This window comes from Pontibacter sp. LHS1 (assembly GCF_058932855.1).
In genome coordinates, this window is record NZ_JBZYWF010000006.1 from 90,514 (window position 1) to 116,486 (window position 25,973).

At 51.5% G+C, this 25,973-nt stretch carries 21 protein-coding genes; 8 read left to right on the forward strand and 13 right to left on the reverse strand.

Annotation, left to right across the window (positions count from 1 at the left end; translation table 11 throughout):
- Window positions 1-61 precede the first annotated feature (61 nt).
- Window positions 62-1,570 (forward strand): hypothetical protein, encoded by a 1,509-nt coding sequence (locus AC5FXQ_RS13050; RefSeq protein ID WP_493602865.1) that lies wholly within the window; start codon window positions 62-64, stop codon window positions 1,568-1,570.
- A gap of 25 nt (window positions 1,571-1,595) precedes the next feature.
- Window positions 1,596-2,924: an MFS transporter gene (locus AC5FXQ_RS13055; protein ID WP_493602866.1), complete on the forward strand. Its 1,329-nt coding sequence runs from the start codon at window positions 1,596-1,598 to the stop codon at window positions 2,922-2,924.
- 201 nt (window positions 2,925-3,125) lie between these two features.
- Here AC5FXQ_RS13055 and AC5FXQ_RS13060 read toward each other — a convergent pair whose 3' ends face one another.
- Together AC5FXQ_RS13060 and AC5FXQ_RS13065 are read right to left on the reverse strand one after the other, a co-directional pair.
- The gene (locus AC5FXQ_RS13060) at window positions 3,126-4,787 is read right to left on the reverse strand and encodes an amidohydrolase (protein WP_493602867.1); all 1,662 of its coding nucleotides are present in this window, start codon (window positions 4,785-4,787) and stop codon (window positions 3,126-3,128) included.
- A gap of 8 nt (window positions 4,788-4,795) precedes the next feature.
- A complete protein-coding gene (locus tag AC5FXQ_RS13065; RefSeq protein WP_493602868.1) occupies window positions 4,796-5,569 on the reverse strand; it encodes an AMP nucleosidase in 774 nt (257 codons plus the stop codon).
- Window positions 5,570-5,719: 150 nt separating this feature from the next.
- Between AC5FXQ_RS13065 and AC5FXQ_RS13070 the strand changes: the two genes are divergently transcribed.
- Window positions 5,720-6,112, forward strand: a complete 393-nt coding sequence (locus AC5FXQ_RS13070) for a type I restriction enzyme HsdR N-terminal domain-containing protein (protein ID WP_493602869.1) — start codon at window positions 5,720-5,722, stop codon at window positions 6,110-6,112.
- 43 nt (window positions 6,113-6,155) lie between these two features.
- Here AC5FXQ_RS13070 and AC5FXQ_RS13075 read toward each other — a convergent pair whose 3' ends face one another.
- The 3 genes from AC5FXQ_RS13075 to AC5FXQ_RS13085 form a co-directional block, all read right to left on the reverse strand.
- On the reverse strand, window positions 6,156-8,033 hold the full coding sequence (locus tag AC5FXQ_RS13075) for an LTA synthase family protein (protein ID WP_493602870.1): 1,878 nt from the start codon (window positions 8,031-8,033) through the stop codon (window positions 6,156-6,158).
- Between the two features lie 174 nt (window positions 8,034-8,207).
- Entirely contained in the window at window positions 8,208-9,320 is a 1,113-nt protein-coding gene (gene ald / locus AC5FXQ_RS13080) for an alanine dehydrogenase (RefSeq protein ID WP_493602871.1), read from the reverse strand.
- Window positions 9,321-9,644: 324 nt separating this feature from the next.
- A complete protein-coding gene (locus AC5FXQ_RS13085; protein WP_493602872.1) occupies window positions 9,645-10,427 on the reverse strand; it encodes a DUF1573 domain-containing protein in 783 nt (260 codons plus the stop codon).
- Between the two features lie 191 nt (window positions 10,428-10,618).
- On the opposite strand from AC5FXQ_RS13085, the gene AC5FXQ_RS13090 reads away from it, so the two are divergent.
- On the forward strand, window positions 10,619-13,027 hold the full coding sequence (locus tag AC5FXQ_RS13090) for an alpha-ketoacid dehydrogenase subunit alpha/beta (protein WP_493602873.1): 2,409 nt from the start codon (window positions 10,619-10,621) through the stop codon (window positions 13,025-13,027).
- 77 nt (window positions 13,028-13,104) lie between these two features.
- On the opposite strand, the gene AC5FXQ_RS13095 is transcribed toward AC5FXQ_RS13090, so the two are convergent.
- Window positions 13,105-13,722, reverse strand: coding sequence for a hypothetical protein (locus AC5FXQ_RS13095; RefSeq protein ID WP_493602874.1), 618 nt, complete (start codon window positions 13,720-13,722; stop codon window positions 13,105-13,107).
- Between the two features lie 74 nt (window positions 13,723-13,796).
- Here AC5FXQ_RS13095 and AC5FXQ_RS13100 point away from each other — a divergent pair, with 74 nt between their 5' ends.
- Window positions 13,797-14,792, forward strand: a complete 996-nt coding sequence (locus tag AC5FXQ_RS13100; protein WP_493602875.1) for a long-chain-fatty-acid--protein ligase — start codon at window positions 13,797-13,799, stop codon at window positions 14,790-14,792.
- Window positions 14,793-14,826: 34 nt separating this feature from the next.
- Entirely contained in the window at window positions 14,827-15,753 is a 927-nt protein-coding gene (locus tag AC5FXQ_RS13105; protein ID WP_493602876.1) for a zinc-dependent peptidase, read from the forward strand.
- A gap of 68 nt (window positions 15,754-15,821) precedes the next feature.
- Here the strand turns inward: AC5FXQ_RS13105 and AC5FXQ_RS13110 are convergent, their stop codons facing one another.
- Both AC5FXQ_RS13110 and AC5FXQ_RS13115 read right to left on the reverse strand, forming a co-directional pair.
- Entirely contained in the window at window positions 15,822-16,988 is a 1,167-nt protein-coding gene (locus tag AC5FXQ_RS13110) for a sigma-54-dependent transcriptional regulator (protein WP_493602877.1), read from the reverse strand.
- A 124-nt stretch (window positions 16,989-17,112) separates the two neighbouring features.
- The gene (locus AC5FXQ_RS13115; protein ID WP_493602878.1) at window positions 17,113-18,009 is read right to left on the reverse strand and encodes a transglutaminase; all 897 of its coding nucleotides are present in this window, start codon (window positions 18,007-18,009) and stop codon (window positions 17,113-17,115) included.
- 313 nt (window positions 18,010-18,322) lie between these two features.
- Here AC5FXQ_RS13115 and AC5FXQ_RS13120 point away from each other — a divergent pair, with 313 nt between their 5' ends.
- Complete coding sequence (locus AC5FXQ_RS13120; protein WP_493602879.1) at window positions 18,323-19,702, forward strand: alpha/beta hydrolase family protein; 1,380 nt, start codon at window positions 18,323-18,325, stop codon at window positions 19,700-19,702.
- Window positions 19,703-19,726: 24 nt separating this feature from the next.
- On the opposite strand, the gene AC5FXQ_RS13125 is transcribed toward AC5FXQ_RS13120, so the two are convergent.
- Both AC5FXQ_RS13125 and AC5FXQ_RS13130 read right to left on the reverse strand, forming a co-directional pair.
- Complete coding sequence (locus tag AC5FXQ_RS13125) at window positions 19,727-20,842, reverse strand: hypothetical protein (RefSeq protein ID WP_493602880.1); 1,116 nt, start codon at window positions 20,840-20,842, stop codon at window positions 19,727-19,729.
- 96 nt (window positions 20,843-20,938) lie between these two features.
- Window positions 20,939-21,727, reverse strand: coding sequence for an FRG domain-containing protein (locus AC5FXQ_RS13130; protein ID WP_493602881.1), 789 nt, complete (start codon window positions 21,725-21,727; stop codon window positions 20,939-20,941).
- 249 nt (window positions 21,728-21,976) lie between these two features.
- On the opposite strand from AC5FXQ_RS13130, the gene AC5FXQ_RS13135 reads away from it, so the two are divergent.
- The gene (locus AC5FXQ_RS13135) at window positions 21,977-22,846 is read left to right on the forward strand and encodes a manganese catalase (RefSeq protein WP_493602882.1); all 870 of its coding nucleotides are present in this window, start codon (window positions 21,977-21,979) and stop codon (window positions 22,844-22,846) included.
- Window positions 22,847-22,914: 68 nt separating this feature from the next.
- Here AC5FXQ_RS13135 and AC5FXQ_RS13140 read toward each other — a convergent pair whose 3' ends face one another.
- The 3 genes from AC5FXQ_RS13140 to AC5FXQ_RS13150 form a co-directional block, all read right to left on the reverse strand.
- Window positions 22,915-23,976 carry a PA0069 family radical SAM protein gene (locus AC5FXQ_RS13140; protein ID WP_493602883.1) on the reverse strand — a complete coding sequence of 354 codons (1,062 nt, stop codon included), beginning with the start codon at window positions 23,974-23,976 and terminating at the stop codon, window positions 22,915-22,917.
- A gap of 145 nt (window positions 23,977-24,121) precedes the next feature.
- A complete protein-coding gene (locus tag AC5FXQ_RS13145) occupies window positions 24,122-25,390 on the reverse strand; it encodes a Y-family DNA polymerase (protein WP_493602884.1) in 1,269 nt (422 codons plus the stop codon).
- A complete protein-coding gene (locus AC5FXQ_RS13150) occupies window positions 25,383-25,853 on the reverse strand; it encodes a LexA family protein (protein ID WP_493602885.1) in 471 nt (156 codons plus the stop codon). The genes AC5FXQ_RS13145 and AC5FXQ_RS13150 overlap by 8 nt, the downstream gene beginning before the upstream one ends.
- Window positions 25,854-25,973: the final 120 nt, after the last annotated feature.

Below are 25,973 nucleotides of genomic sequence, written 5' to 3' on the forward strand. Positions count from 1 at the left end.
TCATGGCCGTTTAAGAAGCTAATGGGTTTCTAATATATAGAATTTTTACTTGATAGTTTGCATGAAGGAAATTAAAAAACTGATTGATATAGTTCTTTCCTGTAGTCAGGCAGACACAGCTTTGCTTGAACTTCCTAAGCAAAGTGTTAAGGAGAAGAAATTCATTCAGGGAATAGAACTTGGGCATTATACATCAGATGAGGAGGCTGCAAAAGATCTCTACAATGCTAACCCAAATGATGTAAGATATAAGATGCTGAAGCATAGGGTTAAAAAGAAACTCTTCAATGAATTGAATTATGTAAACGCTGAAAAGGTCACTGCGAACTTTGTAAGACAGAAAGAAATTCAATGTAACAGTCTGATATACCAGGCGAATATAGTACGTGCTCGCTACGAGTTTGATCTGGTGATCAATTTAGCTAGTAAAGCACTTGCCGTAGCTCAGGAGTTTGATTTTATTGACCTGAAACTATCTGCGCTTGAGCTACTCTGTTTGGGGTATTCAGATCAGGGTCTGATCAAAAAATTTGCGGCAGCTCAAGAAGATCTCAAGATGACGATGCAGCGCTTCGTTAAAGAACGTGAAGCGGTTTCTATGTTTCAGCACATTAATATGCAGCTTCGTAAATCGACTAAGACCAGAAAGGAGTTTTTGCCTCAACTGCCACTCTTGATAGCACAACTGGATAAGCTTTGGCAGGAATCAGGTACTTTTAGCACATACTATGCCTATTATAGGACATATATCTGGTATCATGAACTGGAGGGTAACTTTAAAGATATTATTACAATCACAGTCGACGCACTCAGGTTGGTTGAGCAGAATAAGATCAACGCACATCGTTTTGATCTAACTTACAATAACTTCATCATGGTCTATGCTCACCTGAGAGCTAAGAAGCTGAACGATGGGTTAATGTATGCGCAGGAAAACCTTGGGCTTTATCAGCCGTCTACCCGCAACTGGTTTGCTTACATGGAAAACTATTTCCTGTTGGCAGTGCACGCCCGGAGGTATGATTTGGCAGATATACTGCTGCAGCAAGTAATTGAAAACAGTGCCTTACAAACCATTCCCACCATTGCCAAAGAACGCTGGATGCTTTACCGGTCTTATTTTAGACTGATTCATCCGCAGGCAGCTGTTCCGGAAGGAGAGGCCAATAATCCATACCTGCTTTCGCTGCCGGAGTACAGCAAGGATAAGCTGGGCTTCAATGTAGCGATTCTCACGTTGCAGTTCATTTATTTGCTGGAACGAGGCGAGACGGAAGCTCTGCTTTACCGCATTGAGAGTATTAAGAAGTATGTTTCTACACACTTAAAAGATGCTTTCAGCTTGCGCAGTAAGCTATTTTTGAAGCTGCTGGTGCTGACTGTAACCGAAGATTACGATGCCACTGCTTGCCGCACAAAAGGGGAGGCGCTTTACAAGAAACTGATAGAAACACCGGCTCCTGGAGATGCTTATGCAGAAATCGAGATTGTGCCTTACGAGCATTTGTGGGATCTGATTCTGCAGATTCTGGCAAAAGCTGAAGTGAATTTGAAGGCACGCACACGCTGAATAAATATTTTACTATATTTCAGCTATGCAAAAAAACAACCCTACCATAACCAGGGCATGGTGCGTGTATGATTGGGCCAATTCGGTGTATTCGCTCGTCATCATCTCCACGATCTTCCCGATCTACTACAGCGCCGTGTCCGAGCATCCCGAAACGGCCTCTACCATCGTAAGTTTCTTTGGGCTGGAGCTCCAGAGTTCAGTGCTCTTTTCCTATGCCGTGTCTGGCTCCTTCCTGCTGATCGTGCTCATGAACCCCTTCCTTACAGCAATTGCGGACTACAGCGGGCGTAAAAAGCTGTTTATGCAGCTGTTCTGTTACATGGGTTCCATTTCCTGCGCCGGGCTTTTCTTTTTTACAAGAGAAACCTTTTCAATATCGGTCGTGCTGTTCATGCTGGCGTCCATTGGCTTTACCGGCAGTATTGTGTTCTACAACTCATACCTGCCTGAAATTGCCAGCGAAGACCAATATGACCGCCTGAGTGCCCGTGGGTTTGCCATGGGATATATAGGCAGTGTACTACTTCTTCTCTTCAATCTTGCCATGATCCTGCAACCAGGCTGGTTTGGCATTGCCGCTGACAACACAAGCCTACCGCCGCGTATTGCATTTCTGACTACAGGCATCTGGTGGTTCGGCTTTGCCCAGTATACCTTCTATCACCTGCCTGCCAACGTGTACAGACGCAATCCGCAAGGCAGCTGGATCCTGAATGGTGTAAAGGAATTGCAGAAGGTCTTGGGGCAGGTAAAGGAACTGCACCTGCTCAAACGATACCTGCTGGCTTATTTTTTCTTCAATATGGGGGTGCAAACAGTAATGTATGTGGCCACGCTGTTTGGCATAGAGGAACTGGAACTGCCAAGTGATAACCTGATCATCACCATCCTGATCATTCAACTGGTGGCCATTGCCGGAGCCTATGGCTTTGCAGCACTCTCTGCCAGGTATGGCAACATCAGAGCCCTGATCATCGCTGTTATAATCTGGATTGGGATATGCATAGCTGCCTATTTTATCACCACAGCTTATGAATTTTATGCCTTGGCGGCCGTAGTCGGCTCTGTGATGGGAGGTATACAGTCGCTCTCACGGTCGACCTATTCCAAACTGATTCCAGCCACTACGCAGGATCATGCTTCTTATTTTAGTTTCTATGATGTGACCGAGAAGGTTTCGATCATGCTCGGCACCCTGGCTTACGGAGCAGTTGCGCAGGTAACTGGTTCGATGCGCTACAGCATCCTGGCACTAATTATCTTCTTTGTGCTAGGCCTGATCTTCCTGTCGCTCATCAAAGGCAAAAAGTCACTGGAGCCCCAGGGAGAAGCAGAGGCAGTAGCTGGTTAGGTATGGAGGAGTATAAAATGAAAACGGCAGCCTGGTTGGGCTGCCGTTTTCGTTTATATTGCAAATGTTTGTTGCTGATTGTTAATTGTTAGGTGCATGATTTCCACTGGTGATTAGTGCACGATTCGGACAGGTAGGGACCTGTTGCTATAGAGCAGACTCCATACTTCAACAATTTAACCATTTAAACAATCAACAATTCTACTTCTTATACACCTGTACCCCATTCACGTAGGTGCTGAGCACTTGCAGGCCGCGCATCTGATCGTTTGGAACCTTCATCAGGTCGCGGTCTACGATGATGAAGTCGGCGAACTTGCCGGGCTCGATGCTGCCTTTTTCTTTTTCTTCGAAAGCAGCTTTGGCAGCCCAGATCGTCATGCCGCGCATGGCTTCCTCACGGCTCAGGGCGTTCTCCATCTGGAAACCACCTTCCGGCCAGTTTTCACCGTCCTGACGGGCTACCGCTGCATGGAAACCATAAACAGGGTTAATATCTTCTACCGGGAAGTCACTGCCTAGTGGCATGTAGCCGTTCTGGTCCAGCAGCTGCTTGAAAGGGTAGGCATGTGCGATGCGCTCTTTGCCGAGGCGGTCGCCGGCCCAGTACATATCCGATGTAGCATGCGTCGGCTGCACCGATGGCAACACGCTATACCTGCCAAACTTGTCCATATCAGCAGGGTTGATGATCTGGGAGTGCTCTATGCGCCAGCGCTTGTCGTTTTTACCGCCCAGCACTTCGCCGTAGATATCGAGCAGCAGACGGTTCGCAGAGTCGCCAATGGCGTGGGTGTTCATCTGGAAACCGTGCTGGTTCAGTAGTTTGGCAATGTCACGGAACTCCTGTTCGGATGCCAGCAAAAAGCCGTAGTGACCATGCTTATCGCTGTAAGGCTTGAGGAGGTTGGCACCACGGGAACCTAAGGCTCCGTCAGAGTAAACTTTAAAAGAGCGTACGTTCAGGCGGTCGGTCTTATAAGGTCCGTTTGCAAAGTAATGGTCCTGGTTCACCTTGCCCGGGTTCATCATGGCGTACACACGCATCTGCAGTTCGCCACTTTTGTGCATGGCATCCATCAGGTCAACGGTAGATTTATCCAGACCGGCATCAGCTACAGAGGTAAGGCCAACGGCAAAGCAGTTTTTCTCTGCATTCTGTAAAGCCTGTCGCTGCTCCTGCTCGTCCGCTTCAGGTATTACAGCTGTTACTCTGTCAATAGCATTATCGATCAGAATGCCGGTCATTTTACCGCCTTCCACTTCAACCAGACCACCCACCATTTTCGTTTGTGGTGTTATACCTGCCAGATCCAGGGCTTTCTGGTTCACAAGCGCGGCATGGCCGTCAATGCGGGTAAGGATGATCGGTGTGTCCGGGAAGAGCTGGTCCAGCGTGTCTTTGGTCGGAAATTCCTTCACAGCCCAGTCATTCTGATCCCAGCCGCGACCTGTGATCCAGTCCGCCTCCGGGTAAGCCTTGTGCTGGTCCACGACCTTCTGCACCACTTCCTTAAACGAGGTGGTACCCACCAGGTCGGCCGACTGCAGGGCCAGGCCATAGCGGAAAAAGTGAGCGTGTCCGTCAATCAGGCCGGGGTAGATGGTTTTGCCTTCGGCGTCGAGCTCTTCGGTGGCGCTATACTTTGCCCGGATGTCGGCTGTCGTGCCCACTGCCACGATTTTGCCGTCTTTCACGGCAAAGGCCTCGGCCTGGTCGAAATTCTCGTTCACAGTGTACACGTTGCCGTTGTACACGATCAGGTCAACCGACTCGCTGCCGGTGTTAGTGGTGTTGCAGCTACTCAGGAGGGTGAGGCCCAGCAGGGCGGCGGCTGCAAAGGAGCGTAGTGTTTTTTTCATGTATCTGCTTATTCGAAACGCATGTGTTTCACCGACTCACCCGAATTGATCAGCTCGATCAGGGAGTCTATACCTATACTCAGGTGTTTTTCTACATAATTAGTGGTTACCAGCTTGTCGCTCTCTGAGGTTTTCACACCTTCCGGAATCATCGGGTTGTCTGATACGAGCAGCAGAGCGCCATGGGGAATTTCGTTGATGAAGCCCACGGTAAAGATGGTGGCAGTTTCCATGTCAATGCCCATGGCACGGATCTGGCGCAGGTACTCTTTGAAGTCCTCGTCATGCTCCCACACGCGACGGTTGGTGGTGTACACGGTGCCGGTCCAGTAGTCCATTTCGTGCTTCTTGATCATGGACGACACGGCACGCTGCAGACGGAAAGACGGCAGGGCCGGGATTTCAGGTGGCAGGTAGTCATCCGATGTACCCTCGCCGCGGATGGCCGCGATCGGCAGGATCAGGTCACCGATGGCTGTCTTTCTTTTCAGACCACCGCATTTTCCCAGAAAAAGGGCTGCCTTTGGTTTAACAGCTGAGAGCAGGTCCATCACAGTGGCGGCCATGGCACTGCCCATACCGAAGTTAATGATGGTGATGTTGTTGGCCGTAGCCGTCTGCATCGGCTTGTCCAGACCCTTTATCTCCACACCGAAGCGGTCGGCGAACATGCGTACGTAGTTGATAAAATTCGTGAGCAGGATATACTCGCCAAATTCATCCAAAGGCACACCAGTATACCTTGGCAACCAGTCGCTTACAATTTCTTCTTTGGTCTTCATGTTTTAAATATAAGTAATTAGATATAAAAAAGCCGCCTTGGCAAGGGAGAGTTTGCTGGGGCGGAGGCTGTAAATTTGGTAAATTGCGGTATGGAAATGCTGAACTTACCGACATTTGATTACAAAATTAAGCATTCTGGCGCTAATGTCATGATATTTGATGCACTCCGCCGCAAATATGTACTGCTTACGCCGGAAGAGTGGGTTCGTCAGCACTTCGTGCATTTCCTCATCGGGACTTACCGCTATCCCAAAAGCCTTATCAGTATTGAACGGGGCACCACCTACAACAAGTTGCAGAAACGCACCGATATGTGTGTGTACGATCAGGAAGGCAAACCATACCTGCTCGTGGAGTGCAAGGCTGCGCATGTACCCATTACGCAGGATGTCGTGAAACAGGTATCGGTCTATAATCAGGTGCTGCAAGCCCGCTATGTAGTCATTACCAATGGTATGGAGCATTACTGCTGGGAAGTGGATTTCGGGACCCGCCAGTTTACACCGCTACAAGGTATACCGGCTTTCGGAGCGGAGGTATAGCGTTTAGCTTCTACGAGGGAATCGCGTTTTCGGGGCTTCCAGCTTATTTTTTTCGCAGCCAGAAATACAGGTCGTTGGCCACCATTTTGTTTTTGAAGTACTGCACATAGGCCTTCAGCTGCTGTTCATGTGCAATATTTGCCTGCTCGGCAGGTGCCAGTTCCGGGAAGGTATGAAAGCGCAGTTCGTCTGATGCCGTTAGCTCTGTCACACCATCCTGCTGCACCAAGTAATAAGACACCCCATTGTAAAGGAGCGCATGACCCGTTGCGGTACTGTCGAGCACGGACTGGCCGAAGAGCAGCAATTTATCGCTTGGCAGTTGCAGGTAATCCACTATCGTTGGCAGAATATCAGCATGCTGCGTCACCTTTTGCACGTCAGCCTTCAATTTTTTGGCTGGATGGAAGAGCAGGAGTGGTACCCGGTGATAACCCAGTTCCTGCTGGTACTCCGGCCGTATGCTCTTCTGGGTATGATCGGCTACCAGTATAAACAGGGTATTCTTGTACCATGGCTGCTGGGAGGCTGTTTTGAAAAACTCCCGCAGGGCATAATCGGCATAGCCTACAGACTCGTGTATCTCCAGTTCGCCTTTCGGGAATTTGCCTTTGTACTGGGCAGGCACAGTATAAGGTTGGTGTGAGCTGAGCGTGAAGACGGTGCTGAAAAAAGGCTGTGGGAATTTGCTCATTTCCTGTACCGTGTACTGCAGGTAGGGCTCGTCAAAGATACCCCAGTTGCCGTCAAAATGCTTTGCCCGGAGTTCCGAAGGATATTCATCCAGCCCATAGTAGTGCTGTATACCTGCCATTTGGGTATATTGGTTGAATCCCATTGTGCCGTTCGTCGCGCCATGGAAAAAGGCCGTGGTATAGCCAGCGCTTCGCAGTAAGTGCCCCGCACTATACACCGTATTGGACTGGTAAGGGGAGGTAATGTAAGGATCAGGCAGGAGTGAGGGCAGCCCCGACAGGATAGATGGCAGCGCTTCAATGGACTTACGGCCATTGGCAAAGCTGTTGCGGAAAAGAAGTCCCTCGCCAGCCAGCGAATCCAGAAAAGGAGTATAGCCTTCGCCGTTGTTCAGGGCCCCGACATACTCGGAGGCAAAGCTTTCCAGAATTACCAGCACTACATTTTCCTGAAGCGGCTCTCCGGCAGGTATAGCATACCTGCCTGGCTTAACTGGCAAAGCGGCCAGCACTTCTTCGTCTGATGCAAAAAAGTGCTTCTCCTCTAAAGTGGCTTTGCCAATGCTCTTGATTAAGGTAAAAGGGGTGTTGAGCGAAAGGTGTCCCAACGAAGCATGCTCGTGCACAAAGGCGTGCGCCGGACGCAGCGGCTTCAGCTGTATACCTCCGCGTATACCCAGCACAACAAAACCGGCTACCAACAGCAGACGCAGGTAGCGCAACCAAAGTACCGGTGGCTGATCAGGTATAGCAGCTGGCTTTGGGTATAGTTTGATGATCGCGAAGACCAGGCCTGCAAATACAAGGCCCATGTACCAGTAATAGCTGGCCAGCTGCCCCAGCTGCCCCAGCACATCGCCGGTGATGGTGAAGACCTCGTTGCCTGATCGTCTGCCAATGAATTTGAAAAACTCCACATCGGCCAGTGCCAGGGCAATAAAAGGTGCATTGGTGAGTACAAACAGCCACTGAAGTACGCGTTGGTAGGCCGGGTGCTGCAGGTTACCGTGGGGTAGCAGCGACAGCAGTATAAACAGGGAGTTTATGATCACCAGTGCCGCTACGTCAAAGCGGAATCCGTGCACAAAGGCCAATGCCACCTGCCCGGCGGAGGCTTCGGCGAAGTGGCCGAAGTTGAATACGAAGAAAACGGCACGCAGCAAGGTATAGAGCAGAAAAACAAGCCCTAAACGGCGCAGCAGCAGTTGGAACGAACTGTCAAACATCAGATAGATAAGAGAGTCTTAGCATAGAGGCTGCCTCTGTGGATGAGGCAAACCGGCAATAAAACACAAAGATATTGAAAATGGTGCGCTTTGGAATAAGGTATCTAAAACAAGAGCGCCTCCCTGATCAGATCAGGGAGGCGCTTTGATTATATAGGATGATCTATACTTTGCTTACAGCACAGTGTCAACCTCAGTGTACTCCAGGTTGAAAGCTTCCGCCACACCTTTGTAAACCACTTTACCCTGTACTACGTTCAAGCCAAGCTTCAGCTCGTTGCTGTCGGCGCAGGCTTTCTTCCAGCCCTTGTTCGCCAATTGGATGGCGTAAGGCAGGGTAGCGTTGGTAAGTGCCAGTGTAGAGGTATAAGGAACGGCACCTGGCATGTTGGCCACGCAGTAGTGTACCACGTCGTCGATGATATAGGTTGGGTTCTCGTGCGTAGTAGGCTTGCAGGTTTCGATGCAACCACCCTGGTCCACTGCCACGTCCACTACCACAGTACCCGGACGCATTTCCTTCAGCATGTCGCGTGTGATCAGGTGAGGAGCCTTAGCGCCTGGGATCAACACGGCACCGATGATCAGGTCGTGCGTAGAAAGCAGTTCGCGGATGTTGTATTCGTTTGACATGAAGGTGTTCACGTTCGCTGGCATGATATCGTCCAGGTAACGTAGACGAGCCAGGTTCGTGTCGAGGATGGTTACGTCAGCACCCATACCTGCGGCCATTTTGGCTGCGTTGGTACCAACCACACCTCCGCCCAGGATCATCACCTTGGCAGGACGCACTCCTGGTACGCCACCCAGCAGAATACCACGGCCTTTCAGTGGTTTCTCCAGGTACTTAGCACCTTCCTGCACAGACATACGACCGGCAACTTCTGACATAGGCACCAGCAATGGAAGGCTTCTGTCAGGACGCTCTACCGTTTCGTAGGCAAGGCAAACAGCTTTTTGCTTAATCATGGCGTGCGTAAGCGGCTCATAAGAAGCAAAGTGGAAGTAAGTGAACAGCAACTGGTCTTCTTTGATCAGGCTGTACTCCGACTCGATGGGCTCTTTCACCTTAATGATCATCTCAGCGATGCCGTATACCTCTTCAATGCTAGGCAGGATAGAAGCGCCAGCCTGGGTATACAACTCGTCCGGGAAGCCGCTGCCTTCGCCGGCAGTAGCCTGTACGTACACGGTGTGGCCATTGCGCACCAGTTCCACCACGCCGGCAGGAGTTACGCCTACGCGGTTTTCGTTATTCTTGATTTCCTTTGGAACACCAATAATCATGTCGTTCTTTCTTATAGTATTAGATATTGGAAAAGCTGCGCAAATATACCATATCTATCTTGAAATAAAAGGCTAAACAAGAAACCTGCTTTAAGATTGTAAAAACATTTGCACACAGTTGATTTAAAGGGATTTGGAATAGGCTGGGAAGAGGTATGGTGGTGCAGGACAGACGGACTTAAGCAAGCCGTCGGGGAGGGTAGGATGGGGATACTTCCAAATTGCATCTTACCTACTCCAAGATGCCAGGACCAAAAGGTATAAAATGAAAAAAGGCAGTGATAAAATCACTGCCATTAGTACAAAATAAAACTATGAAAAAAACTATCTGAAAGGTACCGGCTGATTGCCTTCCCTTAACATATTCTTTTGAGCCAGACTCTCTACTACATTTGCCTTCAGCGTGAGCTTCAGGTCTGGCATTACAATATCATTTGAAACGATGGTTACTACCTCATTTTGCTCCCTTAACATCGTAGGAATATAGGTTAGTTCCAAAGTTGCCTGCTGTCCCGGTTTTAATGCTGGTTCCGAAACTTTATAGGTTACGCAGTTGCAGTTTGACTTCACGCCCTGCACTACAAGGTCCTGCCGACCTGTGTTTTTGATTGTGAACTTAGCCACCGCTTTTTGTCCTTTTTCAAGTTTTCCGAAGCTGTGTGAAGTAGTTCCAACAGCCAAACGCGGTGAGTTTGCTTTTTGTTCCGGCGTGTAACTAGTTTTTAAATCTTTTGGTCCAACCTCTCCTTTAATGAAGATAACGGCCTGAGGCGTAGCAGCATTCGAGATCACAGAAATAGACTTGTGGAACGGTCCCGGACGGCCGTTGCTGTTGTACATCGCCTTGATCACGCCTGTTTTACCCGGCATGATCGGGTCTTTGGTCCACTCCGGTGTGGTGCAGCCGCAAGAAGGCTGTACCTGAGCTATAACCACAGGCTTGTCGCCTACGTTCTTCACTACAAACTCGTAAGAAGCAATCACACCTTCGGCAAATGTGCCAAAGTCGTGCGTCTCTTTCTCAAACTTGAGTTCGCCCTGCGCCTGGGCTGAAAAACCAGCCAACAGAAGGCTAAGGAATGTAAGGAAGTAAAATTTTCTGTTCATAATGCGAAGTAAAGAAATTTTGCGAAAGTAAAAAGAGGTTCTGCAAACAAACAAAGATATAAAATCTTTTGACAAAAAAACAGTAACAATTCCTATGCCTGATTGGGCGGCAGAAGGGCTCTAATTTGATTTTAGGCTAATCTTCTGTACTTTTGAAGAGAAAATCCATAATAAGCTTTTACAGACAAGACATGCAAACTGCTGAAGCATCTATAACTCAAAGACTAAGCACTCAGGAAATACTCAACGACTACCGCATTGCGTGGGAGAGCCGCCATGCGAGCCTTGCCGGCCGCAAGGAGGTTTTCATGGGTAAAGCCAAGTTCGGTATTTTCGGCGATGGCAAAGAAGTTGCCCAGCTGGCCATGGCCAAGTTCTTCCAGAATGGCGATTTTCGCTCTGGTTATTACCGTGACCAGACTTTTATGTTCGCCATTGGCGAGCTGACGCTCCAGCAATATTTTGCACAACTATATGCACACACCGATGTGGAGGCCGAGCCTTCCACAGCCGGTCGCGCCATGAACGGACACTTCGGTACCCGCCTGCTCGACGAGGAAGGGAAATGGAAGAACCTGATGGAGCAGAAAAACTCCAGTTCTGATATTTCGCCTACTGCATCGCAGATGCCGCGTCTCGTAGGTCTGGCCTATGCCTCTAAGCTATACCGTCAGAATCCTGATCTGCAAGGTATGCAGCAGTTTTCGGTGAACGGCAACGAGGTGGCTTTCGGTACGATCGGTAATGCTTCCACCTCTGAAGGCATGTTCTTCGAGGCCATCAACGCAGCTGGCGTATTACAGGTGCCAATGCTGGTATCGGTTTGGGACGATGGCTACGGTATTTCGGTTCCGGCTGAGTACCAGACCACCAAAGGCAGTATTTCTGAAATTCTGGCCGGTTTCCAGCGCAACAGTCGCGAGGAGCAGGGCTACGAGATCTTTAAGGTGAAAGGCTGGGATTACCTGGCGCTTTGCGAAGCCTACGAGGCTGCCGTAAAGGTATGCCGCGAGGAGCATGTGCCGGTACTGGTGCACGTAGAAGAGGTAACACAGCCGCAGGGTCACTCTACTTCTGGTTCGCACGAGCGCTATAAGTCTAAAGACCGTCTGGCCTGGGAAGCAGAGTATGACTGCCTCGTGAAGATGCGCGAGTGGTTGCTGTCTAACGAGATAGCAACCACTGAGCAGCTTGATCAGATTGAAAATGAAGCCAAAGAAGCCGTGCGTCAGGCTCGTACTGCCGCCTGGACCGCTTTTGCAGACAGCATCAAGGCCGATCACGAGGAGGCTCTGAAACTGATGGATAACCTGGCAGCTGCCAGTGAGCATATCACCGAGATCGCCACTATTACTGAAGAGCTCCGCAAAACGTCAACTCCTATCCGCAGCGATGCGGTGAGAGCGGTGCGCAAAGTATTGCGCTACGTGCGCGACGAAAACAACCAGGCCAAGCGTGAGCTGGTGGGTTGGCTGGAGCAGACCATGGGCGAAAATGCGGATCGTTTCAACTCCTATTTATATAGCCAGTCTGAAGAGGCTGCCTTGCTGGTAGAGGAAATAAAGCCTGAGTTTGCCGAGGACGCCCCGCTAGTGGACGGCCGTGAGGTGCTGCAGGCCTGCTTCGATGCCATGCTGTCCCGTGACCCGCGTGTGTTCGCCATTGGTGAAGACGTGGGCCGCATCGGTGACGTAAACCAGGCTTTTGCCGGTCTGCAGGAGAAGCACGGTGAATTGCGTGTAACCGACACCGGCATTCGCGAGTGTACGATCATCGGTCAAGGTATAGGAGCTGCCCTGCGCGGTCTTCGCCCGATCACCGAAATTCAGTACCTCGACTACTTATTATATGCTATTCAAATCCTGTCTGACGACGTGGCCTGCTTGCAGTACCGCACCAAAGGTGGCCAGAAGGCCCCTATGATCGTGCGTACCCGTGGTCACCGTCTGGAAGGCATCTGGCACTCCGGTTCTCCGATTGGTATGATCCTGCACAGCATCCGAGGTATGCACGTGCTCGTGCCACGCGATATGACACAGGCGGCAGGTTTCTACAATACTCTGCTTAAGTCTGACGAGCCGGCGCTGGTGATTGAGTGCCTCAACGGCTATCGCCTGAAAGAGCGTATACCTAGCAACGTCGGCGAATTTACCGTGCCACTGGGCAAGCCGGAGGTGCTGAAGGAAGGTACTGATATCACCATCGTGACCTACGGCTCCATGTGCCGCATTGTGATGGATGCCGCCCGCCAGCTCGAGGAGTTCGGTATATCCGCTGAGGTGATCGACGTGCAGTCACTGCTGCCGTTTGACCTGGAGCACATGATCACAGACTCAATTCGTAAGACCAACCGTGTGCTGTTTGCTGATGAGGATGTGCCAGGTGGTGCAACCGCTTACATGATGCAGCAGGTGGTGGACGAGCAGGGCGCCTGGCGCTATCTGGACTCCAAGCCACAGTGCCTGTCAGCGCATGCGCACCGTCCACCATACTCATCTGATGGCGACTACTTCTCTAAGCCAAACCCGGAGGATGTATTCGAGGCAGTATACGAGATCATGCACGAGGCCGATCCGAAGGCTTATCCTACGATCTACTAAATATATTGTGCTATAAAACAGAGAGGCCCTGTACCAAATGATACAGGGCCTCTCTGTTTTATACCTTAAGGAAGCGATCAACCGCCTACTGCTGGCTGGAATAAGGTTATCTCGTCTGTTGTCACGATATTGCTGCGATTAGGCACAGGAGTGGTGCGGTCGTAGATGTAAATGTCAAACTTGATGACAGCACCGGGACGGAGCAAGGGAAATTCGGATGCATTGATCTCGTTGATGCTGTACTTGATTTCACCTTCCAGCGGTTCCGGGCGCTCGTCAGATGAAAGCCGCTGAAATCGGCCTGAGAACTGAAAGCCTGGCACTGGGAAAGGGTAGGGCTCAAAGCGGGAATTGCTTGGATTGTTCGGGTCCTGTACCTTGATGTACATCACGGTATGAAAATTCTGCTCATACTGAGATCCTTCATTGAAAGGCGGCTGAAAGTCTTCGGAATCCCGGTTGCTGGAAAGGCCCAGGTTGCCGTCTCCGTCTTTAAAGCCGATGACCAATACAAGTGAATCGCGTAAAGAGGTGATATCCGGCCTTTGAGGAAATGGAGTGTCCACAAAATGGTACTGCTCCACACGCCTGAATTCAATTTCAGGCACTACGTCATAGACAGGCTCTTTACGGCAGGAGCTAAGGGCTAGCAGCAATAGCAGGCAGGCCGCACCATACTTTAGCATGTATCTCATGTGGGATCTCAGAAAATGAAGCTAAATTTACTAAATCAAACGAACAGATACAGGAATTGTTATAAATAATTTGGATGGATTTCAAAGCCCGACACCTGCAGCTATTACTGGCTGATCAACCCTTTGATTTTAAGGAAGCCGCCCTGGCACTATTCAGGTACCAGGCCGAACATAATCAGGTATACCGTGACTATCTGCAGCATTTGGGCCGCGACCCGCAGCAGGTAAGCCAGCTGGAGGACATCCCTTTTCTGCCCATCGAGTTCTTTAAGACGCACGAGGTAAAGACAGGCGCATTTGAGCCGGAGGTGACCTTCTATAGCAGCGGCACTACTCAGATGACACGAAGTCGGCACCAGGTAGCCAGCCTGGATTGGTACCTGCACACTACCAAGCGTATTTTTGAATCGTTTTACGGCCCTCTGACCGATTATGTGGTGCTGGCGCTGCTGCCCTCTTACCTGGAGCAGGGTGGTTCGTCGCTGGTGGCTATGGTCGACTATTTTGTGAAGCAGTCGGGGCAGGAGGAAGAGGGCTTCTACCTGCGAAACCATGGTCAATTGCTACAGACCGTGAAAGGGGCGCAACTGAAAGGAAAAAAAGTACTGCTGATTGGAGTATCCTACGCCTTGCTCGACTGGGCCGATGAACTGCAGGGAAGAGAGAAATTCAGTGGCGTGACTATCATGGAGACCGGTGGTATGAAAGGGCGTCGGCGGGAGATGATCCGGGAGGAATTGCACGCATACCTGAAGCAGGGCTTTGGTGTGGGTGCGATCCACTCAGAGTATGGCATGACGGAGCTGTTGTCGCAGGCTTATTCGCTGGGCGATGGTCTTTTCCATCCGGGCTATACCTTGCAGGTACTCCTCCGCGATCTCAACGATCCCTTCGATATCCGTCCTGACATACGCTCAGGCGGCATCAACGTCATCGACCTGGCCAATGTTGACTCATGTGCCTTTATTGAGACCAAAGATATCGGGCGCCTGAAGCCGGACGACACCTTCGAAGTGCTGGGCCGCTTTGACAATTCTGACATTCGGGGCTGCAATCTGCTGATCGCCTGACATCCAAAACAACCATCTTCCGTTTAAGCTGCCCATGGGTTACATATTTTTTATCGCACTGGTGGCAGGTATGCTCCTGCTGTTTTACAGGTGGGCCACCCGCAAGGAACGTCACCGAAAGCAAATTCTAAAAAAAGGCTTTCCGGCTGAGTGGCGAAAGATCCTGCAGGACAGGGTGGGCTTTTACCATACCCTCAAAACCGAAGAGGAAAAGGAGCGCTTCGAGCGGATGCTATTACTCTTTGTATCTGAAAAGCGCATTACAGGTATAGACACGGAGGTTGATGCTACGACGAAAGTACTGGTTGGCGCCAGTGCCATCATCCCGATCTTCGGTTTTAAAGACTGGGAATACCATAACCTGGGGGAGGTGCTGGTGTTCCCCGGCAGCATCCACAGGTATAAGAACAATGAAAACGAAGCTGTATCGGAGGTGCTGGGGCGGGTGAATCCTTTTCAGAACGACCATTATGTCACGCTGTCCAAACCGGCGCTGGAGCAGGGCTTCAATGATATGGCTGATCGTAAGAATGTAGGTATACACGAGTTTGCGCACATGCTCGACCAGGCCGACGGCGAGATAGATGGTGTACCTAAAGCTTACTTGCCGGACGAGTTGCTGCAGCCCTGGGAGGAGCTGATGTACCGCAAGATCAGCCAGATCGAAAGAGGCAAGTCAGACATCGATAACTACGGTGCGACCAGCGAAGCAGAGTTTTTTGCTGTAGTGACGGAGTATTTCTTCGAGAAGCCCGACCAACTGGCTGAAAAACATCCGCGTCTGTACGAGCTGCTAACCAAGGTTTTTCAGCAGAACCCCAAAAGGCGGTTCCGTCTCAACTTCCGGGAGCTGCTCAACCCCTATGGCAAGCGCCTTGGTCGCAACGAGCCTTGCCCCTGCGGCAGTGGAAAGAAGTACAAGCAATGCTGCTTGCTGAAGCAGAGCAAAGCAGCTGCCTAAGGTATAAAAGCAAAACGCCCCAGCCAGCAGGCCGGGGCGTTTTGCATAGTTGAGAACAGTAGTATTAATTAAGCCACAGCCGGACGGGCATAGGCCTTGGCATCTTCCAGTGTGATGTCCTGGCCGCTCATGATCACCAGACGCTCTACCACGTTGCGCAGCTCACGCACGTTGCCGCGCCAGTCAAGCGTTTTTAGGTAATCCAGCGCATCGTCTGTAATGGTCTTCGGCTTGTTACCATAATCGTTGGCAATGTCCTGCAGGAACTTCTGCACCAGGTCAGGTATATCCTCGCGGCGCTCGTTCAGCGGCGGCACGTGGATCAGGATCACGCCCAAACGGTGGTACAGGTCTTCGCGGAAAGTCTTGGCTTCGATCTCCTCCAGCAGGTTTTTGTTCGTTGCGGCCAGCACACGCACATCCACCTGTATGTCTTTGTCGCCACCCACCCGGGTAATCTTATGCTCCTGCAGGGCACGCAGCACCTTGGCCTGTGCAGACAGACTCATATCACCTACCTCGTCCAAAAAGAGCGTGCCGCCGTTGGCCTGCTCAAACTTGCCGATGCGCTGTTTCACAGCTGAGGTGAAAGAGCCCTTTTCGTGGCCGAACAGTTCACTTTCGATCAACTCGCTCGGTATAGCAGCGCAGTTTACCTCAATCAGCGGGCCATTAGCACGATTGCTGTGCTCATGTATAGCACGTGCCACCAACTCCTTGCCAGATCCGTTCGGACCTGTGATCAGTACGCGGGCATCCGTGGGGGCTACCTTCTCGATCGCCTGCTTCACGCGGCCCAGTGCCTCCGAAGTGCCCACCATTTCGTAGGTCTTCGATATCTTCTTCTTCAGGATCTTAGTTTCGGTCACCAGGTTCGACTTGTCCAGCGCATTGCGCACAGACACCAGCAGTCGGTTCAGGTCCGGTGGCTTCTGCAGGAAGTCGTAGGCGCCTTTTTTGGTCGCCTCCACAGCCGTGTCGATCGTGCCATGCGCCGATATCATGATAAAAGGAGTGTCAGGTGCCATTTCCATGGCCTTTTCCAGCACTTCTATACCATCCATGCCTGGCATCTTGATGTCGCAAAGTACCACATCGTATTTCGTCTTTCCGATGTGCTGCAGTCCTTTCTGACCATCTTCGGCTTCGTCTACGGTGTAGTTTTCAAATTCCAGGATTTCTTTCAGGGTGCTGCGAATGGCCCGTTCGTCATCTATAATCAGGATTTTGGGCATATTTTTTTCGTTCGTTTTATGCTGTAAGCAGTAAGTATAGAAAATAAACAGCCGCTAATCAAGCGGCTGCAGCATTTGTACGATAAATCCAAAAATTTAGCTACCTGTCAGGTATAAGCCGACCTTAGGAGTTGGTGAAGTTGATCACGCTATACAGTTCCGGCTCCAGGAAAGGACCGCCCGGATAACCCGCTGTGTAGTCGAAGTTGATCCAAAGCTCGCCATTGGTCTCGTGGAAGTGAATCTTACCGCCAGTCACTTCATCCGGGAAGAGCGAGCGTACGGCATAACTTACTTTGTCCAGATCCTCCACGGTTCCCATCTTCACCTCGGTATACATGTGGTTAGGCGAGATCACAATGCGGGCCTCACCGCCAATGGCCATAATGGAGGAGGCCATCAGGATGGCATAGTCGTCGCAGTCGCCGGCCAGTAGCTTGATGCTCTCGGTAGGAGGAGAGTAGTAGTCGAGACCGAGTGGGTCGTTTACGTAGCGCCAGCTGTTGCGCACATGCTTGAAGAGCGAGAAGTAGCGTACCATCTTGCCATACTTGCGGTAGTACTCGTCATGAAAATATCGGGTGGAATTCTCTACGGCAAAAGACCGTACCACTGGGTGGGTCGGCTGCATGGCGCTCTTTACACGGCGTTCCTGGAAGTAAGTACCTCGTACGGGTTTGAAATAAGATACTTTGCTGGAGTTGCTGGTCATGTTCACCAGCATGGCGTTGTAGTCGGCGTAGAGGTTCTCTACAGTGTAGTCGTCGAAGGTGCTGTTGAAGAACATGGCGCCCATGATGCCTACAAAAGCCAGCAGGATCAGTTTTTTGTTAATGCTGGTCACAATGACCGAAATAATGGCTGCCAGGATAACACACAGCAGGAAGTTCAGCTCATAGTCGATGAAGCTGATGGGAGGAAGATAAAAACTGATCAGGACCGCCATCGGGAACACGATGATGATCTGGATGAACCGAACTAAAAACGTAGTCAGATTAGAGAGCTTGAACAACTGCGTCATGATTCCCTGCTTTTGTGGTTTCTGGCGCCTATAGCCCTTCTGGCTTTATAAGTGCATTGGCTTAATTTGTCTTATACCTGTAACGCAAAATCCGGGCCTTTTTACTCACTGCTACTCCCGAAAATTTTAAATTTTTTGCCTGCGTGGCGGTATGCTGATAATTTCGGCAATATTTTCCATAATCTGAAAGCCTTTTTAGGTAGAAAGGTTAAAATTTAGTTAAAACCGTAGGTTTTGCACATTGCCCTGCTGCTGCGTTTCATTTTACAACGTAAGTTTACTATATCATCAACCCAATATATTATCCAAAACTATGAAGAAAACAGTATGGCTGTTCTTTGTTACCTGGCTCTGCGCTTGTAGCATGGTGTGGGGGCAGCATTTGCAGCGCCGTCCTTTTCTGGGGGTGCAGGTGTCACCAGTCTCAGACTCACTGGCCAGAGCCGATAAACTGTCCGGAACTCAGGGAGCCTTTGTCCGTCGCGTAATTCCCAATAGTACAGCCGCTGCCCTCAAGCTGCAGGCCGGCGACGTGATTGTGCGTGTAAACGGCACGCCTGTCAACAATTATATGGATGTACCTGCCATGGCTCGGCAGTTTCGGGCTGGCGAGCCGCTATCGCTCGAACTCAGCCGCAAGGGTAAGCGCAGCACTGTAAAGGGAAAGGTACAGCCCATGCCGTTCGAGACCGACCCGAATGCAGAGGTGCGGTATGGCGAGGTGCCACTGGTTGACAATCGCTATGCTCGCTCCATTCTTAAAAAGCCGAAAGGCAAAGGCCGCTTCCCGACGGTGTTTTTTGTGCAGGGCTATGGCTGCAGCAGCCTGGACAACCTGCCGGCTGAAGACCCGCAGCGGCAGCTGATCGATGGACTGGTGGCCCGTGGCTATGCTGTCTTCAGAATGGACAAGCCTGGTTCCGGCGATAGCCAGGGCAGCAAGCCCTGCACCGAGATAGGCTACCAGGAAGAGCTGGAGGCGTTCACCGCCGGCCTAAAACTGTTGAAGCAGGATCCTGCCGTTGATCCGGATAATGTATTTCTGTTTGGCCACTCCCTCGGTGGCAATACGGCGCCCCTGATGGCGGCCCGCGAAAAAGTAAAGGGCTTGATGGTGTACGGCATCACTGGAAAGCCCTGGTTTGAGTATCTGCTGGAGGTATACCGCGATCAGCGCACGCTCCTGGGCGCCGACTACGTGCAGGTAGACCAGGACATGCGCACGGTGGTACCCTTGCTCTACGAATTCATGATCCTGAAAAAAACACCACAGGAACTGGCTCAGAACCCCGATTACCGCACTGCGTTGGAGCACATCATGGACTATGATGGGCAGGGACATTTGTATGGCCGTCACTATACCTTTCTGCAGGACCTGCAGGATCTGCCTATGAGCCAAGCCTGGCGCGATGCCGGCGCCTATACCCTTGCCATTTACGGCGAGGCTGATGTGGCCGCTTTGGATCCGGAGGGTGCCCAGTTAGTGGTAAACCTGGTGAACAGTTACCATCCCGGCAAAGCTACGTTCGAGTTTCTGCCCCGCACAGACCATGGTTTTATGGAGGTGGGCACGATGGAAGAACACCTGAAAAGGCGGGGCAGTGCGGAAAGCGATACGTTCCAGCCCAGGTTTAACCAGAAATTGGTGGAGTTGGTAGATAAGTGGATGAAAGACAAAATAAAAAGAGCGTAGCTGCCGGCTACGCTCTTTTTATTTCTACTGGTACTGAATGTAGAGCGGCTTCGGGTTTAGTTTGAGAATCTCCTCCGGCGTCATCAGGCGGGAGGAGTTGCGGGTGTCGTTCTTGTAGAACACTTTGAAGCCCGTAAACTGCACTGGCTCTTTGGCAATAAAGCGACGGTAAGTGTCCCTTTTGAGCGCCGGTGGTCCCCAGCCATCCATGTGCATAACTACTTGTACCTCTGGACGCAGTTTGATGTCCTGGGAGTTTTGGATCATGCGTTGTGTAAAGCGGTGCACGATCAGCAACTTAGGCGGCAGGTTATATTCTTTGGTTATGTCAGCGAGCATGCCGGTGGCATAATTGATGTCTTCAGCGTCAAAGCTTCCGATCTTTTTTCCGGGTACTTCGCCTTCCTTCATGGCAAACTCGGCGTCTATACCCAGGTGCACGTTCGGCAGTTTCAGGAACTGGGTAAGGCGGGGCAATTCCTCAGGCAGGGTACTACGACCTACCTGCACGTCCAGAAACACAATGGCGTCCCGCTGTCTGGCCATCTCCAGCACATCCTCGATCATTTTATCGGTCATGCGCAGGCGGTACTTGTCGCCACGGCCGGGGTGACCCTGTGCAGTAACGACAATGGCATGTAGGGCGGGCTGCACCGGCGTCAGGGAGTCGGCCTTCGTCCAGTTGGCTACTTCCTCATCCAGGCGGCTGAGCATTTCCTCGACCGGATACTCGCCCAATATACCCATGCGCTTTGACAGTGGGTTGCCATAGTAGGCCAAAATGCGCTTGTGCGGCAGGATGGCACCCGGCAGCGGCTCAGGCCCGGGGTATACAGTAGGTGCTTCAGCAGCAGAGGCTGTTGCTGTTGTATCAGTTGGCGTCTGTGCTGTCACAGTGTCGGCAGAGGCAGTGGCTGTGCTGTCAGTTGACTGAGCCGGCAGTTCGTATTTTTCTGTCGTGGCTGGCAGCGAAGCAGATTGTACTTCTTTGTCCTGCGTGCAGGAAGCGGAGCCCAGCAGGAGGGTGGCCGCCAGTACGGCAGCAGCAGGTTTCAGGCGTTTGTGTAGGTAGTAGGGTGGTAAGTTCTTCAGCATGAAGCTTTTGATCGCTTCACGTGTACTGGGTAAAAAGGAATTCATGGCTCAGGTATAGGTATCCGGTGTAAATAGTCTATTAAAGTATAGATATTTTGGGAGGATACAGCGCCTGAGCCTGCTTTTTTAGTAAAAAACTTATTAATGGGTATAGTGGCGCTTTAGCCACTGGCTCAGGCCCTGCAGACCCGGAAACAGCACCCGTTCGGTGATATTAGCCTGATCCAGTTTGTCACGGATTTCCCACTTCAGCCCGGCCGGTATGATCACTCTAAAATACAGTTCCGGATGCTGCTCCAGCCACTGGCTCATATTGGCCTGCGCCTTCGACATGAGTGAAAAAAGCGCATACTGATGCACAATGCGTTCGTCCAGCGAGGGCGGCTCAAGGAATACTACAAATTCTTCCTCCTGTAGCAAGGCCAATTCTTTGAGCGAGGAGCAAACAGGCTGCAGGATTTCGGGCGTAAATACATTAGAGCCTTCTTCTTTGATAGGCGTTTGAAGTTTGAGCGGCAGGTACTCGTTCACCTTAACATAATTAACGCACCACACTACACCGTCTTCATCGTATTTGGAGAGATCCTGTGTGGCAAAGTGCAGGGCAACGTAAGGGGAATAGGTCCAGTCGAGCAGACGGGTGGGCAGCCCGTGGTGCTGCGCTACGGCGAGCCAGTTCCAGAGCGAGTCGCCGGGTGAGGAGTTGCTATGTGCGTATTTTCTGAAGTTGCGCAGAATGTGCTGCTCCAGTTCATGGTAGCGATCGCCCAGTCTGGTCAGACTGGTACTCAGGTCATACTGCTTGCTCCACGAACCTCTATACACATAGGATGAGCGAAAGCGTTTGATGTTCTCATTCCAGCTATGATCAAACAAGGCAGACTGCACCTCAGCCCAGCTGTTGACCGTAATTTCTTTTCCTTTTTTCATGTAAGGGTATTGCTGTGATAAAATAGCAGGGGTGGGCTGTTTCCTATACCTTATTCGTCAGCTAAATGTTATAGTCTATCGCTCAGCAACCCTGATAATGCAAATGCAGCAGCAGAATGTCATCATACCTATACTTTAATTCAGGTATATTTTGTACTTTATAACTACGTATTTGTGCTTAATTGATAACGGTATTCGCCCTTGTGTCGTAAGTTCTTAAATGTTTTACTCATAAGCTCTATACACATTATGTTTTATCATGATAACAAACTACAATATAAAGTAAGGGTTGAAAAACCTAATCCAACTTTCGCCAGGATGCTGCAACAAGCTATTGGCGGGATAGAGGGCGAGATGCGGGTCTGCATGCAGTACCTGTTTCAGGGCTGGAACAGCAGGGGGCCTGCAAAGTACCGCGACATGTTGCTGGAAACTGGCACAGAGGAGATCGCACATATCGAGATGCTGGCAACGGCCGTAGCGCTGAACCTGGAGGGTGCTCCTTTGTCTCTGCAGGAAGAAATGGCTAAAGATAAAGCGATTGGGGCCGTGATGGGAGGTATGACGCCGCAGCATGTGCTTTCTTCAGGCTTGGGGGCTATGGCTGTAGACAGTAATGGGAATCCGTTCAACGGCTCCTGGATTGTGAGTAGCGGCAATATCGCAGCTGATATGTACGCCAACGTAATGGCCGAGTCTACAGGGCGCTTGCTGGCTACCCGTCTGTGGGAAGTAACTGACGACCCGGGTATGAAGGATATGCTCTCATTCCTGATCGCCCGCGATACCATGCACCAGAACCAGTGGCTGGCGGTGCTGGAAGAACTGGGTGGGCTGGAAGGTGTACATCCGATCCCGAACAGTTTCCCGCAGGCTGAGGAAAACCAGCAGTTCAATTACGCTTTTGTGAGTACGGCCATCAACGGTGCTACACGAGCAGAAGGTCGCTGGTCTCAGGGTACCTCTATGGACGGTAAAGGCGACTTCAAAATGGTGCCGGCAGAGCCGCAGGGCGGTGAGCCACAGCTTGGACCACCTGACCCAAGAGGTCATGCGCAGGTAGAGCAGATGGCCGGTCAGGCAGGTGGCATAATCGGTAAGATAAAAGACGCTTTGTAAGAGAAGCCAGAAAGACCCATAGAAAGAGGAAGCGGGTGCGGGTACTATACCTGTACCCGCTTCAACTTTTAAAAGAGGTTCATCTGTATACCTGCTCTGGTACAGAAGTGGTTATAGTTGTAGGGTTTCATGCTGCGACCTGCCATATAGCGGTTGCGGCTCATGCGGAAAAGCTTGCTGATGGCCTCAGCGAACTTGCCTTCGCCTCGCATGCGGGTGCCGAAGCGACTGTCGCTGAGCTGTCCGCCATGGCAGTCGGCGATCTGGCTCAGCACTTTGTCAGCACGGTCGGGGAAGGCCTCCCTGATCCAGTCTTCGAAGATGGGGCCGATGCTGCCGTTGAGCCGCACGATGGTATAGGCTGCGCTGCTGGCGCCTGCCTCGGCTGCACTTTTGATGATAGCCGGAATCTCAGAGTCGTTAAGGCCAGGTATAATGGGTGCCACCATCACATTGACAGGTATACCGACGTCTGCTAGCTGCTTCACTACCTGCAGCCTTCTGGCGCCGGTGGCGGTGCGGGGCTCCAGTTTCTGGCGCAGCTTCTCGTCGAGGGTCGTGATGCTGATGTTCACGTGCACCAGGTCCAGCTTATTGAGCTGCTGCAACAGGTCGAGGTCGCGCAGGATCAGGGCGTTTTTGGTGATGATGCTGACCGGGTGGCGGTACTGCAGCAGCACTTCCAGCATGCGCCGGGTCAGCTGTTTCTTCGCCTCGATGGGCTGATAGCAATCTGTGTTGCCGGCCAGCATGATGGGCATGACCTGCCAGTTCTTGTTCTCCAGTTGCTTTGCCAGCACTTCCGGGGCATTCTCTTTCACGATGATCTTGCGCTCAAAATCCAGGCCGGCACCGTAGCCCCAGTACTGGTGGGTGTTGCGGGCATAGCAGTACACACAGCCATGCTCGCAGCCCTGGTAGGGGTTCATGGAGTAGGAGAGCCCCAGGTCCGGACTCTCCACCTTGTTCACGATCTTTTTAGGGTTCTCCCTGAAGAACTCGGTTTTGGAGTTGGAAAGCATTGCCTCATCCAGCCCCTCGATGTGCTCGGCTACGTATTCCTGCTTTAAATAGGGATTGGCGGGATTGTATTGGGCGCCGCGGCCTTTCAAAAACTCTTCTGCTTTCATAGTGTCATTGGTTTTCTGATTCATTTGGAACGCCAGTGAGAAATCTGGAGCTCTTCTTAGCTATTCTCTTTACATCATGGATTTGCCGAGGGCTGCTGAATGGGCAGCTAAGGCCTTTTCGGCTAAGGGGCGGCGCAGCTCTTTCTTATCCCACTTCCAGCAGCTCCCCCAACTGCGTGGTGTAACAGGGCGACTTCTTTTCGCATTTCAGCTGCCAGGGGCGGGTGGTACCCTGGGCAGCGCTGGTAACCGTGTCGCGGCCCCAGGCGCTGTTGAGTTTGTCAAGAGTGTGCATCAGGCGCTGGTGCTTGTCGCGATCCACAGTATCGAGCAGGGAGGTCTGTACCTGGTTCTGTGGCCGCAGCTCCGACACGATCACACCGCTCTTCTTGTAGCGGTAACCTGCACGGTAGAGTGCCTGCAGGGCCATACTGGCGTAGTGCAGCAGCTCGAGGGTGCTGTTGGTGGCCGTAGGCAGGGCAATGGTCTTGCTGTTGAAGTACTGCTGGTCTGTCTCCCGGAAAGGGTTGGTTTGCAGGAATACCGTAATGGCGCCTGCGCAGCTCTGCTGGCGTCGCAGCTTAGTGGCACAGCGCGAAGCGTAATTGGCCGTAGCCTCCTGCAGCTGCGACAGTTCCGTAACAGGAGCTCCAAAAGAGCGGGAAGTACAGATGTGCTGTTTGTTGGGAGCTACCATCTCCAGGTCCTGGCAGGGTTCGCCGCGCAACTCCCGCACGGTGCGCAGCCCCACTACGGTCAGGTGCTTCTTCACAAAGGCGTCGGAGGCGTTGCGCAGGTCCAGGGCAGTGTGGATGCCAAAGCTTGCCAGCTTCTGGGCATAGCGCCTGCCCACACCCCACACGTCGCCCACTTCGGTGCGCCGCAGTGCCTCCTGTATGTGCCGCTCGTCGGTCAGCACGAGTACCCCGTTCGCCTTCTTTGACTTCTTCGAGAGCCGGTTGGCCAGCTTGGCCAGCGTCTTGGTCGGGGCCACGCCTACCGACACCGGTATACCTGTCCAGGTTCTCACGGTATGGCGCATCTCCCCGGCGTACTGGTTCAGATCACGGCCGTAGAAGTTGCCCAGGTCCAGAAAAGCCTCGTCGATGGAGTATACCTCCAGGTTGGGCGTGAACTGCGCCAGCGTCTGCATGACCCGTGCTGACATGTCGCCATATAAGGTATAGTTGCTACTGAAAACGTGTATGTTATGTTGCTCTATTGCATCTTTTGCTTTAAAGGCAGGTTCGCCCATTTTTATACCCAGCGCCTTGGCTTCGTTGGACCGCGCAATAATGCAGCCGTCGTTGTTGGAGAGCACCACGATGGGCTTCCCCTCCAGCTTCGGGTCGAATACACGTTCGCAGGAGGCGTAGAAATTATTGCAGTCGACGAGGGCAAAAAGGCTAGTCATGGCTGCCGTTCACTTTATGGAGCGACCACACCACCACACCCCAGGGTTTGAAGTCCATTTCCTCGGTAATCTCCACGGGCGGGTATAGCTCATTGGCTGGTTGCAGGTATAGCCGGAGACCTTTCTGCAGGAGCCGCTTCACGGTAAACTCGCCATCCACCACGCCAATGATGATGTGCCCGTGGCTCGGCTTGAGGGAGCGGTCGACCACCAGTATGTCACCGTCGTGCAGCCGGGCGTCACGCATCGACTCACCCTTGACCCGCACCAGGTAAGTGGCAGTAGGGTTGCGGATGAGCACTTGTTGTAGGTTCACCTTGTCCTCCAGGTAATCTTCGGCCGGAGAAGGGAAACCCGCCGCTACGTAACTCTGGCTAATGGGTAATTCAAGTAGTTCTGTGGCCCGGAATGGGAGCAGCTCGAGGCTGTCTGGCAGGGTGCTTAGGGTATGTGTTTTTTCCATAGTGCTTTCTCTTTTGGTCTCTTTCGCGACACATGCCTCAAATATAGACTTTGCTAATATATTTGGCAATATATACTAAAAATTTTAGTTTTTAGTTTTGTGGCAAATAAACTCTGACAG

Coding starts and splice junctions, on each gene's coding strand:
- AC5FXQ_RS13050 (WP_493602865.1), top strand. CDS start 62: ATGAAGGAAATTAAAAAACTGATTGATATAGTTCTTTCCTGTAGTCAG.
- AC5FXQ_RS13055 (WP_493602866.1), top strand. CDS start 1,596: ATGCAAAAAAACAACCCTACCATAACCAGGGCATGGTGCGTGTATGAT.
- AC5FXQ_RS13060 (WP_493602867.1), bottom strand. CDS start 4,787: ATGAAAAAAACACTACGCTCCTTTGCAGCCGCCGCCCTGCTGGGCCTC.
- AC5FXQ_RS13065 (WP_493602868.1), bottom strand. CDS start 5,569: ATGAAGACCAAAGAAGAAATTGTAAGCGACTGGTTGCCAAGGTATACT.
- AC5FXQ_RS13070 (WP_493602869.1), top strand. CDS start 5,720: ATGATATTTGATGCACTCCGCCGCAAATATGTACTGCTTACGCCGGAA.
- AC5FXQ_RS13075 (WP_493602870.1), bottom strand. CDS start 8,033: ATGTTTGACAGTTCGTTCCAACTGCTGCTGCGCCGTTTAGGGCTTGTT.
- ald (WP_493602871.1), bottom strand. CDS start 9,320: ATGATTATTGGTGTTCCAAAGGAAATCAAGAATAACGAAAACCGCGTA.
- AC5FXQ_RS13085 (WP_493602872.1), bottom strand. CDS start 10,427: ATGAACAGAAAATTTTACTTCCTTACATTCCTTAGCCTTCTGTTGGCT.
- AC5FXQ_RS13090 (WP_493602873.1), top strand. CDS start 10,619: ATGCAAACTGCTGAAGCATCTATAACTCAAAGACTAAGCACTCAGGAA.
- AC5FXQ_RS13095 (WP_493602874.1), bottom strand. CDS start 13,722: ATGAGATACATGCTAAAGTATGGTGCGGCCTGCCTGCTATTGCTGCTA.
- AC5FXQ_RS13100 (WP_493602875.1), top strand. CDS start 13,797: ATGGATTTCAAAGCCCGACACCTGCAGCTATTACTGGCTGATCAACCC.
- AC5FXQ_RS13105 (WP_493602876.1), top strand. CDS start 14,827: ATGGGTTACATATTTTTTATCGCACTGGTGGCAGGTATGCTCCTGCTG.
- AC5FXQ_RS13110 (WP_493602877.1), bottom strand. CDS start 16,988: ATGCCCAAAATCCTGATTATAGATGACGAACGGGCCATTCGCAGCACC.
- AC5FXQ_RS13115 (WP_493602878.1), bottom strand. CDS start 18,009: ATGACGCAGTTGTTCAAGCTCTCTAATCTGACTACGTTTTTAGTTCGG.
- AC5FXQ_RS13120 (WP_493602879.1), top strand. CDS start 18,323: ATGAAGAAAACAGTATGGCTGTTCTTTGTTACCTGGCTCTGCGCTTGT.
- AC5FXQ_RS13125 (WP_493602880.1), bottom strand. CDS start 20,842: ATGAATTCCTTTTTACCCAGTACACGTGAAGCGATCAAAAGCTTCATG.
- AC5FXQ_RS13130 (WP_493602881.1), bottom strand. CDS start 21,727: ATGAAAAAAGGAAAAGAAATTACGGTCAACAGCTGGGCTGAGGTGCAG.
- AC5FXQ_RS13135 (WP_493602882.1), top strand. CDS start 21,977: ATGTTTTATCATGATAACAAACTACAATATAAAGTAAGGGTTGAAAAA.
- AC5FXQ_RS13140 (WP_493602883.1), bottom strand. CDS start 23,976: ATGAAAGCAGAAGAGTTTTTGAAAGGCCGCGGCGCCCAATACAATCCC.
- AC5FXQ_RS13145 (WP_493602884.1), bottom strand. CDS start 25,390: ATGACTAGCCTTTTTGCCCTCGTCGACTGCAATAATTTCTACGCCTCC.
- AC5FXQ_RS13150 (WP_493602885.1), bottom strand. CDS start 25,853: ATGGAAAAAACACATACCCTAAGCACCCTGCCAGACAGCCTCGAGCTG.